This window comes from Mycobacterium arosiense ATCC BAA-1401 = DSM 45069 (genome assembly GCF_002086125.1).
Classification (GTDB): Bacteria; Actinomycetota; Actinomycetes; order Mycobacteriales; family Mycobacteriaceae; genus Mycobacterium; species Mycobacterium arosiense.
Genome location: NZ_MVHG01000125.1, coordinates 1 through 10,788, shown reverse-complemented (window position 1 = coordinate 10,788; position 10,788 = coordinate 1). Strand labels below are relative to the sequence as shown.

The window sequence follows — 10,788 nt, the reverse complement described above, 5'->3', positions numbered from 1 at the left end:
CCCTGCACCCAACAATCATCCCCAAAGCCCCCCGACGACCACGCCCGCCACGCGGAACTAATTCAGCAAGCTCCTAGATGGTCTGCCTTCCGATCAACGCCCGTCCGGTGTGGTGGCCGGCAGGCTCGTGGATCCTGCTGCGTATCAGACTGCCCGCGCGGTGATGGTGGCCGAGTTGAGGGCGCGGCGGCGGGAACCGGCCCAGTTGACGGTCGCCGGTCTCGAGGTGGCGTCGTGACCGAGCGGCGCCCTCCGACTGGGATCGCGGCCGTCAACGCGGGCAAGCAGGTGTGCGATCACGGGCACGTGTTCAGCGAGTCGAACACGTATTTGCACGTTGATGGCCGCGGCTACGTGCGGCGCATGTGCCGCGAGTGCAATCGGATCCGGTCGCGTCGGAAGTATCTGAAGCGGACCGGTGCCGCCAAATTCACGGCGGGTGCGTTGTGACCCCCGCGCCCAGCCGGGCGGCAACCATCCGAAACACCGAAAAGGGAAGTGGATTGAAATGAGTGGTTACCAGCCGACGCACAGCGCGCTAGACGGGTTGGTGCATGCACACGCGCGTGTGAAGTTCTTGGCGGCGTGGGTATCGCAGCACGACCCAGACGGGCAACACGAGCTGTCACGTCACCTTGGGAAGTTGGAACGTGCCATCGGCGAGGATGTTCGCCTGTTCGGCGCCGGCGACGTGACCCATTATTCCACTGGGCTGCCGGTGTGGAGTTTGGAGAAGCCGGCGGCTGACGCTGATTTCGCGTGGGTGTGGCACCCGGACCCGGGGCATGAATCGAATCGGCCGCGGGTTATCGACGGGGATGCTGATTTGGGGAACGGGGAGCGGGGCGCGATCGTGATCAGCGCGCCAGGTGTGATCGACGTGGTGCGGCACAACGTCTAGCCCGTCTGCTGTCGCCTGTTTCGCCAAATGTCGGGTTGTGGCATATAATTGAAGGTGATCGGGCGCCGCTTTATTTTCGGCGCCGGTAGCGCCGATACGGCATGTTCCCCGCTGCAACAGCGACCCCACCTGAAAGCAACGGAACATGTCGTGGCTCACTACTCGCGAGGCCGCTACCCGCGCCCGCGTCTCCACTAGAACTATTCAGCGCATGGTCAGCAATGGCTCTTTGCCGGCCAAGCGTTTTGGGCCTCGCCTAGTGCGGATCGAGTCGGCGGACCTCGATGCCGCCGCACGGAGCGTCGCATGACCGCACCGGTTTCCGCCCCCCAACCGCGCCGCTTCGCCGCATGCGCGGGCTGCCGGGTGCACGGCAGGGAATGCCCGAAACGCGGCGCCGGCCAGCCGGATTCACGTAGGAGTGTCCAGTGAGCAGCAAAGGTGTTGAGCTGGCCGCGGGGTACATCTCCCTTACGGTCAAGAAAGCGGGCAACGGCCTCAAAGACATCGAGGCGGAGGTCGAAGGCGTCGGCAAAACCGCCGACCGGGTCGGCAAACAAGCCGGCCAATCCCTCAACGACGGGATCACGAAAGGCGCCAAGGGCGCTGGGAAAAGCGTGGGCGATGCGATCGTCGAGAGCGCCGCGAAAGCGGGGACGGACGCGGGCAAGAAAGCGGGAGAAGCTCTCGAGCAGGGCGTCACGAAATCCGCGAAGCAAGCCGGCAGGTCGGTCAATGACGAACTGGCGAAATCGACGAAGTCGGCCAAGGATTCGATCATCCGCGATATCGGCGGCGGGATCCTTGAGGCGGCCCGCCAAGGCGCCAAAGACGCCGGCACGACACTTGAGGCCGAGTTCAACAAAGCGGCCGCGAAGGCCGGCCGGGCCATCGGCGACGCGATCGGGAATAGCCCGATTGGGGACTGGACGCGCTCACTCGGGATTGACGGCGATAAGGCCGCTGACGCTATCAGCGGTATCGGCACGGCCATTGTGGGCGTCAAGGAAAAAGACCTAGCCGGAACCCTGAACGGAATCTCTCAGGCGCTCACCGGGATTGGGCAGGGGGAAGCGGCCAACGTCTTCTCCACGATCGGCAACGCGGCTGGAACCGCGCAGAAGCAGTTTTCAACGCTGGCAGACGGGATATCGGCCGGGGGTGATGCCCTCAAAATATTTTCGGGCAATACCAGCGGGATAGCGGGCAAGATCGGCGGGATAGGCGCGGCCGCGGCCGCGGCGGCCCCGGAGGTCGCAGCCCTCACCGCGGCGATTCTGGCCGCTGAGCAAGAGGGCGACAAGCTTAACAAGCAGCACTTTAACAACAGGCAGGTCTTTCCGTCCGAAGGGATCCCCGGATCTGCGCAATGGCTTTGGAACAAGGGGAAGCGCCTGGTAAACGGGGAGTCGCTCGGCGATGTTCTCACCACAGGGCCAGGCGGACCCGGTGCGGGTGGGGATCAGCCTGCGCCTGCGCCTGGACCTGGTTCCCCGGTGCAGGGTCCTTACACGGTCGCCCCGGCCATGCCGGGCGGTCCAACCGTCGACTACTCGAAGCTGTACGGCTCTGGGGGGACTCCACAAGCGATGCCGCCGATCACCCCGAAAGGCGGCGCAGTCCAAGCCGCGCCGAGCGGAAACAGCAGCGGCGCTCCCGCTGTTCCGCTGGTGCAAACCGCATCAGGCACATGGACATCCCCTAATCCGGCGTGGGCGCATCTGATTCAGCGTGAGTCGTCCGGTATCAATCAGCGTCAGGGGATCATTGACGTCAATCCTGGCGGCAATGAGGCTGAGGGTCTGTTTCAGATCACGCCGCGGACGTGGGCGGCCCACGGCGGCACTGCTTTCGCGCCTTCGGCGATTGCGGCGACCCCGCAGCAGCAGGCGCAGGTGGCCGCCCGTATCTTGCAGGGTAACCCGTCTGGGTCCGATTGGGGTGCGGGGCTTCCGGGCAGGGAGAACGCGGCTGCGTTGCTTCAGGGCATACTGCCGCCCACAGGGTTCGACGATGGTGGTGTGTTGCCTCCTGGTTTGACGTTGACGAACAACGCGAGCGGTAAGCCGGAAATCGTGTTGACGCAGGACCAGGCGAAGAACGCCGCGCAGGGCATGCCTGGTGTGGGGGCGGGTCCGAGTGACACTCCGTTGGCTTCGGGGCAGTCGCCGGGGATGAACGGCCCGGCGGCATTGACCGATCTTATGGGGGGGCAGGATCCGAACAGCCCGGCCGGTATGCCCGCCACGGGTGCGCCTGCCGGCAAGGATGGCCGCACGCAAGGCTTCATTCCCGCGGGTGCGGGTGGTGGCGGCACCGCCGGAACGAGCCTCTGGTCGGGCAGCCTGCAGCTCGGAGCCCAGGCGATCAATGGCCTTATCGAGCAGGCGGGTTCGGCTGCGGCGACGGCTGCCTCGGCGGCCGCCACAGCTGGTTCGTTCGGCGCCGGCGGCCAGGCCGGTGGCCAGGCTGCGTCGTTCCTGATCGGCATCGGCACGAAAATGGCTGAACGTGGTGTGCAATACGGCTTCCAACTCGCCGGCATCGGCGGTGACGCCCTAGCAGAGATTCTGCTGCCTTTCGGTGTGCCGCGGTTCTTCCAGACCGACCCGTCCCAGTTCATGCCGCAGCTGCCCGGTCAGGCCGCCGCGGTAACCACCGGGGAAAAGGCCAAGGATAAGCAGCAGGGTGAGAACACTCCGTCGCCGACTGATCCGGTGCAGCCAGGGCAGATGCCCGGCCAGCAGGTCATTGGCCCCTCCGCGCCGATCGCTACCGCCGGCACGGGTGATTTCAAACCCGCCCCTGTCGGTACGCCTGGCTTGTCGGGGCCGCAGCCTAACGGGCCGGTGGTGCCCAGTCCCGCGCCTACCCAACCTGTCGGTCCGCAGACGCCGCAATCGGGTCCGATGGCGCAACCGCCAGCGCCAGCGCCGCAGCAACAGGCGATCCCACCGAACACGACCCCTATCCACCCCACCGATCTCGGCGGACTGCTCGGCTTGTACGACGACGGCGGCTGGCTGATGCCAGGCGGACTCGCGGCCAACATGACCAATAAGCCCGAGCCGATCCTTAACAACGAGCAGTGGGGCAACCTGCAGACCATCGCGGCCCAGGGCATGCCAACACCAGACCCGAAGGCGATTGGGGGCACCGGCCCGGATTACAGCGTCCGCATCGAAAACGTGACCGTGAAGGACGTCAACGAGCTGCAGCGCGAGATCGATTCGCGGCAACGCCTGCAGATGATGCGCTACGCAGGGCGTTCATAACCCCGCAGTCTTCGGACGACAAGTCTTACAACCGCATAACCCGGGCGGCGGGAAGCGCTGCCGCGCAACACAACCCCACCATGGAAGAGAGACAAATGACCACCCCCTATCAGCAGCTCCTTGAAGCTGACCGCGCCGGCACTGCACACGGAAACGCCCACTGGTCGGCGCCGCACGCCGAACACACCAATCCCGGGGCGATGGGCGTAAAGGACCTGCCGCAGCAGCCAGCGTTCGCGCTCAAAGCACCTGCCGCGCAAGCACTTGCGCACCGGGCCGGCGCAACGGCAGCGCAGCGGGCTTGGGCGTCGAAGCAACACGCCTTCGACGCGTTTGCCGACTACCTCGACGCGACCGAGCCGGCCGTGCATGATCCGCGATACACCCACGAACAGATCCGAGAACATGTCAGGGCGTTCACATCAACCCAGGCGTACCGCGACGCAGAGCTGCAGCACGAAGCGGTACACGCGAATGTTCACGAGGCGCAACAGCTTGTCGCAGCCGAACGCGCCGCGTTGACCCAACCCGGCGACGCAGCAGCCGAGTCCCGGGCACTGCGCTACTGGAACCGCACTTCGAGATTGCTGGATTCAGCCGACCCAGCCGCCGTTATAAACCTGGTGCAGGAAACGATTAAGGCTAGCGACGACGAACAACTGTCGGTCCTGGTCGAGGAGCTAGAACCGTGGCTGCGGGCCAAGGGCTACGAGCACTCATACCTTGACGGCCTGTTCGCCGAGCGTGTGCCCAGCTTCGCCGCAGCGCAAAAGCGCCTCATGGCCGCGCAACAGGCGCAGACGATCAGCGACGCCGACATGCGACGCCTCAACGACATGATCGCGCGCGCGGTGCCCTCGCCGGATGGGCTACGGCCCCAACGTATTCCAGCAATACAGTACGACCATCGGTATGATCCCGAGGCGGCTGCGTGACCGTGCGCGAGTTTGGTGTCGAGGCGGCGGCAGCGTTGCCGCCGCTATCGATACCGCCACTGCCGCGATCCCCGCGCCCGCGAGGCTGGTGGAACATCGTGCCTTGGCCGACGCATCGGGGAAAAGCCAGGGCAGCACGGCGTTACGGCCAACAGGAGCAGGTGGCGTGATGGCGTGGAGCAGACAGAGGACGTCAACGGCCGTTGCGTCCAAGTGCCGGAACAGTCGTTGTGACATGCCGACGGTCCCGCGCCGAAAGCTCGAGGGGTGCTGCTCTATGGCTTGCCTCCTGGCGTGCCGTGCCATAGGAACTTCGACATTGCGAAGGCCGCGGCGTGAAGAGACATGGCGCGAGGCCGCGTAGCAAACTTTCCGCGACTGCCAGCAAACATTGTGGGAGTCCCAGCAAACGATTGATTGCGAGGCTATGTATATTCTCCGTGAGTATGCGCATGGCGCAGGCTCCGATGCAGCCGGAAGGCTCAAATCCTCAGCAAATCTCAAAAGCATGCTTGACCTGCGGGTATATAAGGGGAGGCGAAGAGGCCCCCGACCGCCCAAAAGATCTACCGGCCGGGCGCACAAACGCATCTGAATGCACGCATCGCGTTTTGTTTTCCAGTGTTCAATAACAGGCCGTGTACAACAAGGGGCAGCAAATAACCGGCTAACGCCAGCAAAGGAAGCAAAGAATGACCACCCATTGCCAGGAGGCGCAGGGGCTCCTCGACGCGCTCGACGCGAAGCTCGCCAAGACCGCCGAGCGCCAAGGGGTGACGCTGACATGGACCGCGGCTGAGCAGCACACCCTTGAGATCCTCGCGGACACAATTGACCGCCGCACCGCTTTGACCAGCGCTTTTGATGACGCTACGGAGGCGAAAGTGCAGGTGAAGCTGTCCACGGAGATCCGGCAATTGGATCGCCTGGTGGTGCAACTACTCGCAAAGGTCGAGGTCGCGGCCCCGAAGCAGCCCGAGTCGCTGCGCACGGTGAAGGCCCGCGAGGCCGCGAACGCCAGGTGGGGCCGGCATGCCTGAGCTGCTAGAAGAACCGGGCAGCGCCGGGGCTGTTGTCGTCAAGGGCGCCTACGCCGCGCTGGTTAGGCGGGAGGCGCAGCGCCGCACCGAGGTCGATCCGAGGTTGCTGCTGTCCGATCAGACAGGTTTCTACCAGCGGAAACATGCCGCCCAAGCGGAGGCTGAATTCGTCGAGATGGAGCTTCTGGCCGCGGGGAAGCCGGTCACTGCGCCGGCGTGGATGTTCGGCGGCAATTCGCTGACGTTGCCGGCGCAGCTGCGGCCCATGTTCCGCGGTGAGGGTTGCGTTGCTGATGTGTTTGAGGTCCGCCCCGACGATCGGGTGCGCCCTGCGAGGAAGGTTTGAGAAATGAATACGTTGACCTGCGTAAATGCTCCAGTCGAGTGGGTTGGTGGTGTCGCGGAGGTGGTCACTGAGAGCCGCGACTCCGTCATTGTTCGCTGCCCGCACTGCGGCGAGCGTCACCGGCACACGGAGACCGTTCGGGGCAGCGGTCAGGTGTTGGCTGGTTGTCACGTCGGCCACGGCCGTTGCCGCACATATGCGGTTCCGGGTGAGCCGCGCCGGCGACGCCCGCGGTGGGCGGAGTCGTGACGCGGTGCAGGTGGTTTGACCTGCGGTTATGGTCGGCGCGCCGCAGGCTGGCCGATTTCGAGGAGCGGATTGACGCGTTGGAGGCCGGTCGGCCGCGGATCGTGCAGGTCAGCGGTTTGCGCTACGGCCAGCGCTGCTTGCCCCTGTCAAAGTGGCTCGCCGAGATCGAGCGGCGCTGCGCTGGGCATAGGTTGTCGTACCATGGCGTTTAAATGGGAATAATCCCACGTCGTAGACGGAACTGAATGAAAGGAGCGACGTCATGACCGAAACGACTGCTGTGGACGTTGCTCAATACGTCTATGACCGCCTCGGATGGGTCGATGCATGGCGACTCGAAAAGCTAGTGTATTTCGCGCAAGCGTGGCATTTGGCATGGGATGGTCGCCCGCTATTTGACGAGGACTTCGAGGCATGGCCAGATGGCCCAGTTGAACGGAATCTTCACCGGGTCAACAAGTACTACCGCGATCACCACGTTAGTACGACGCTGCCTGGCGCCAGCCGAGACACGTTGGATGCCCATGCCCGCGCCATCATCGATGCCGTGCTTGCTTACTACGGCAGAATTCCCCGCGCGCAGCTCATCGAGTTGACGCACGCTGACTCTCCTTGGCTGCATGCGCGGGGAGATCTACCGCCCACGGCGCCAAGTTCCATGACACTGTCGAAGGCTGAGATGCGTCGTTGTTACACCGAGAAGGTGGTAGCCGGCGCACGTGACATACCGGCCGCGCCGGCCGCTGAGGCTGGTGTCGTCAGCGCAGCCGGGTACGGCGATGCTGTCACGTATCAACTGAGTCGGTGGTCTGGCGCCCTCGCGCTGCTTGCTGATCGGTGAGCTTCTGCTTGCCGCCCGAGGAAGTCATCGAGACTAACCGCAGGATTACTGAGCATCTACATGCCGTCACGGGCAGAGCTGACCTCGAGGGTGCGCTTGCGCGACCGAACCACGGATGGGGAGGCACGCTGTTTTACCCCACGCTTCTTCAGCGTGCGGGCGCACTTCTCGACGGGCTGGTTCATGCGCATGCTTTTTTCGAGGGAAATAAGAGGACCGCTTGGATTTCCACTGTGATCTACATGGAAGCTTTCGGGGCGTACCTGCGCAAACTGCCAGACCCTGAGGTGGAAGAGTTTGTGGTAGACGTTGCCAACCACGTGGTTGGACCTGCCGGGATTACCGACTGGCTCGTGGCGCGCCTCTCTGCCTAATCGCTTCTGCCTGGCATCGAATGTCAATATCTGAGGCCGCTGAAGTAGCTGAGAACGCACCCAGCGGCCGTGATGAACGCACCAACTGCGGCGATGCGTAGGTCGACGGCTTGTACTTCGTTGAGTCGAGTGTCGAAGCGCTGCAACTCGTTTTTGGCGTCGGTGAGTGCCCGCGCGGCCACCGCGTCGGCGTGCTCCTTGGCCTGCTCGATTTCCTTCTCGAGGCGGGCGATGGCGGCGTTGATTGGCCCGAACATGGCGCGCAGCTCTCGAACGTAGCCCTGTATCTGTGCGAATTTCTCTTCTGTCGTGGCGTTTTCATCCAGTGCGAACGGCATGTGTACGTCGCCGTACATGCTCATCTGCATGCCCGGCAGGGTCGCGTTGACGGTTGCGTTGATGGGTTTACGGCGAACGCGGTCCCACCAACCTCGGAGCTGGGCGCGCAGCCTTGTGGCGCGCCCGTAGGCGTAGAGGAGCCCGATGCCGGTGACGACAGTGCCGACCAGCTGTACCGTCATGGACAGCCAATGCATGCATCGGACGATAGATGCCCGCACCGACGCGCGTCGGCGTTGTGGCCGACATCGAGTGGTGGTGCGCGGCACTTGGCGCCGGCCGCGGCAGTCGGCGGCGCTAACGCAATGAGTTTCGCAGGGTCTTGATGGTCGCGTACATGCGATTGGTTTCCACGAGGTCCACGAATCCATAGGTGCGGTAGAAGGCCCGTAGTTTCTCCGCATCGCCCTCGGCCAAATCCTGGAAGTGTGGGTCGACAACCAGAAACCGCCCACCGGCGGCATCCGCCGCTTCTAAAGTCTTGACCACGGCCTCGGCGATTAGCTCGGCGCCGTGGCCGGTGCGCGCCATCGATCGGTCCCTAGCCAGCTTGCACAGCACGTACGACGGGTATCCAGCTGTTCGGCTTCCGCTGCTGCCGGGAATCTGCTCGGTGACAAGCGTCGGCGCTAGAGTGAAATAGCCTTTTACGGTGTGATAGTCGTCATCGGGTTCGACGGACACATGGGTGCGGGACAACCCGCCGCGATGGGCGTTGAGGGCTTCTCTGTCGAGCCAGTTATCAAGGGAGGCGATCCCGCAATCGAAGTAGCTGACGTCATGCTCGGACCCGATCGGTTCGAAGCGAAGGTTCGTCAACGCGCGTGGGATTTAGCGTTCCGCGTCGCGATGGCTTGCCGCAGTGCAGCGCTGGGCTGCGTGTCGGCGCCCGTCATCTGCCTCATTTCGCGCTGAGTGACAACGGTCACGCCGGCGCCACCGCTAGTTGCGGTCATCCTGGCCATTCTCACTCCTTCCAATGACATTTCCATCGTACCGGGAAAACACCATACGCAGGTATATACCAGCATATGCATGCATACTGCGCGTTGGGTGTAACAGTATGTCACGCCCTTGGCATTTCAGCGTGCACCAGTGCGTGGAGCCCCCGATCGGTGATTTGATCAGCATCCGTCGCGCAGGTCGTGTAGTTCGGCGGCGAGTTGGAGGGCGATTTGCCGCCACCCGCGCATGTCGGTTCGCAGTTTGGTCGCGTGCTGCACGGCGGCGATCAGCGGTAGGACGCATACGGCGAAAGCGGTGAGCAGTAGTAGTGCGGTTGGGGGCATGCTGGTTAGGTCTCTCCCGGTGCGAGCGATGTAGCTTCGGCAGATGTTGGCACGCCATGGCCGGATTCGAGGTGCTTATCGGGCGAACTCGTCGAAAATCATTGCGGGAGGCTCGGAAAGGGAAACGACCCGCCGTTTTCGGCGGGTCGTCCCTTGGCGCGGTTATTGTGGCGGTTCCCCCGGAGGCCCCGGTGGTGTCCCTGCGGCGCACATCTGTTGCAGGAACCAACGGTACATGACGGCGCCCAGCGGTTTTTGGACGTCGATCCGCGGGTCGGCCGGTATGAGCTGGCCGTTGCATTGCACGTATCCGGGCGGTGTCGGCGGTGGCGGGCCGGGGTCGGCGGCAGCGGCCGGCGCTATCGTGGCCGTGTACGCCGCCCAGGCGATGCCCGCCAGGATGGCACTGCGGGCGCTCACCGTGGCCATCACTGCCCGAACCAGACGACCGCGGCGGTGATGGCGGCGGCGATGAGCCCGCAGACCAGGAGCGCGGCCGCGTAGTTGAACACCGTGCCCCACGACGCCCTTACCGGATCGTCCTCGAGGTCGTCATCCGCCCACGCCAACGATCGAGCCTCCCCCTGCATCAACGTGGGCAGCGCGTCGGTCGGGTCCGCCGCGGCCCCAGCGGTGGTTTCGGCCGCCCCGGTCAGGTCGTCGGTCATCACTTCGGCCTGCTGAGGTACTGGCCGAGCAAGACGGCGCCGAAGATGACCGCTGTGATTGCGCCGGCGACAAAGCCTGCGGCGACGTCGATGGAAGCGGCGCCGATATAGGTCACCGCGAGAGTCACAGCAATGGCCGCGGCGATGCGTTCCAGCCAACTGCGGTTACTCATCGGGCACCGCCCAACGCGCTGCCGGCCGGGTGGCGATCCTGGGCCGTGGAGATCGCCCGCTGATAGTCGGCCCGCGCCGCGTCCAGCTCGGCCACAACGAACGCCCATGCGTCGGCGGCGTCGGCGGCCTGGGTGGTGTCGTCGATCCAGTCGGCCGGCGTGGCGGCATCGACATGCCCCGTGAACGTCACGTCGCCGTCAGGGTCGACGTGGCGGCGGACGATCCCGGTGGCATGCGGCAGGCGCAGCACCGCAGTGTTGTGGACGATGAAACGGTCGCCGGTTGCGTCCGCCAAGGTGGTGTACGAGTCGGGGACCGATTTGGTGACCGGCGTGTCGTAGCCGAGTGATTGAAGGT

General features: G+C 64.4%; 16 protein-coding genes. 9 read left to right on the top strand and 7 right to left on the bottom strand.

Annotated elements, in window-relative coordinates:
* Positions 1-234: 234 nt before the first annotated feature.
* The 9 genes from BST14_RS26365 to BST14_RS31785 all read left to right on the top strand — a co-directional run bounded on the left by BST14_RS26365 (position 235) and on the right by BST14_RS31785 (position 7,961).
* The gene (locus tag BST14_RS26365) at positions 235-450 is read left to right on the top strand and encodes a hypothetical protein (RefSeq protein WP_083067244.1); all 216 of its coding nucleotides are present in this window, start codon (positions 235-237) and stop codon (positions 448-450) included.
* A 193-nt stretch (positions 451-643) separates the two neighbouring features.
* On the top strand, positions 644-901 hold the full coding sequence (locus BST14_RS26360; protein ID WP_142279623.1) for a hypothetical protein: 258 nt from the start codon (positions 644-646) through the stop codon (positions 899-901).
* 145 nt (positions 902-1,046) lie between these two features.
* A complete protein-coding gene (locus tag BST14_RS31480) occupies positions 1,047-1,211 on the top strand; it encodes a helix-turn-helix domain-containing protein (RefSeq protein ID WP_083067242.1) in 165 nt (54 codons plus the stop codon).
* A gap of 118 nt (positions 1,212-1,329) precedes the next feature.
* Positions 1,330-4,176: a transglycosylase family protein gene (locus BST14_RS26350; protein WP_083067241.1), complete on the top strand. Its 2,847-nt coding sequence runs from the start codon at positions 1,330-1,332 to the stop codon at positions 4,174-4,176.
* A 95-nt stretch (positions 4,177-4,271) separates the two neighbouring features.
* Positions 4,272-5,111, top strand: a complete 840-nt coding sequence (locus BST14_RS26345) for a hypothetical protein (RefSeq protein WP_083067240.1) — start codon at positions 4,272-4,274, stop codon at positions 5,109-5,111.
* Positions 5,112-5,803: 692 nt separating this feature from the next.
* Positions 5,804-6,151 carry a hypothetical protein gene (locus BST14_RS26340; RefSeq protein ID WP_083067239.1) on the top strand — a complete coding sequence of 116 codons (348 nt, stop codon included), beginning with the start codon at positions 5,804-5,806 and terminating at the stop codon, positions 6,149-6,151.
* Positions 6,144-6,497 (top strand): transposase, encoded by a 354-nt coding sequence (locus tag BST14_RS26335; RefSeq protein ID WP_083067238.1) that lies wholly within the window; start codon positions 6,144-6,146, stop codon positions 6,495-6,497. The genes BST14_RS26340 and BST14_RS26335 overlap by 8 nt, the downstream gene beginning before the upstream one ends.
* Before the next feature lie 511 nt (positions 6,498-7,008).
* Entirely contained in the window at positions 7,009-7,587 is a 579-nt protein-coding gene (locus BST14_RS26325) for a Panacea domain-containing protein (RefSeq protein WP_083067236.1), read from the top strand.
* Entirely contained in the window at positions 7,584-7,961 is a 378-nt protein-coding gene (locus BST14_RS31785; protein ID WP_083067235.1) for a type II toxin-antitoxin system death-on-curing family toxin, read from the top strand. Before BST14_RS26325 ends, BST14_RS31785 begins: the two co-directional genes overlap by 4 nt.
* A gap of 23 nt (positions 7,962-7,984) precedes the next feature.
* Here BST14_RS31785 and BST14_RS26315 read toward each other — a convergent pair whose 3' ends face one another.
* The 7 genes from BST14_RS26315 to BST14_RS30190 form a co-directional block, all read right to left on the bottom strand.
* A complete protein-coding gene (locus BST14_RS26315; protein WP_083067234.1) occupies positions 7,985-8,497 on the bottom strand; it encodes a hypothetical protein in 513 nt (170 codons plus the stop codon).
* A 100-nt stretch (positions 8,498-8,597) separates the two neighbouring features.
* Positions 8,598-9,119 (bottom strand): hypothetical protein, encoded by a 522-nt coding sequence (locus BST14_RS30205; RefSeq protein WP_083067233.1) that lies wholly within the window; start codon positions 9,117-9,119, stop codon positions 8,598-8,600.
* 305 nt (positions 9,120-9,424) lie between these two features.
* Complete coding sequence (locus tag BST14_RS30200; protein ID WP_158085934.1) at positions 9,425-9,589, bottom strand: hypothetical protein; 165 nt, start codon at positions 9,587-9,589, stop codon at positions 9,425-9,427.
* Positions 9,590-9,751: 162 nt separating this feature from the next.
* Positions 9,752-10,018: a hypothetical protein gene (locus tag BST14_RS26305; RefSeq protein ID WP_245845761.1), complete on the bottom strand. Its 267-nt coding sequence runs from the start codon at positions 10,016-10,018 to the stop codon at positions 9,752-9,754.
* Positions 10,018-10,257: a hypothetical protein gene (locus BST14_RS26300; protein WP_083067232.1), complete on the bottom strand. Its 240-nt coding sequence runs from the start codon at positions 10,255-10,257 to the stop codon at positions 10,018-10,020. The genes BST14_RS26305 and BST14_RS26300 overlap by 1 nt, the downstream gene beginning before the upstream one ends.
* A complete protein-coding gene (locus BST14_RS30195) occupies positions 10,257-10,430 on the bottom strand; it encodes a hypothetical protein (RefSeq protein ID WP_158085933.1) in 174 nt (57 codons plus the stop codon). Before BST14_RS30195 ends, BST14_RS26300 begins: the two co-directional genes overlap by 1 nt.
* The coding region (locus tag BST14_RS30190) for a hypothetical protein (protein WP_158085932.1) at positions 10,427-10,788 on the bottom strand (362 nt) is incomplete at its 5' end. The genes BST14_RS30195 and BST14_RS30190, both read right to left, overlap by 4 nt.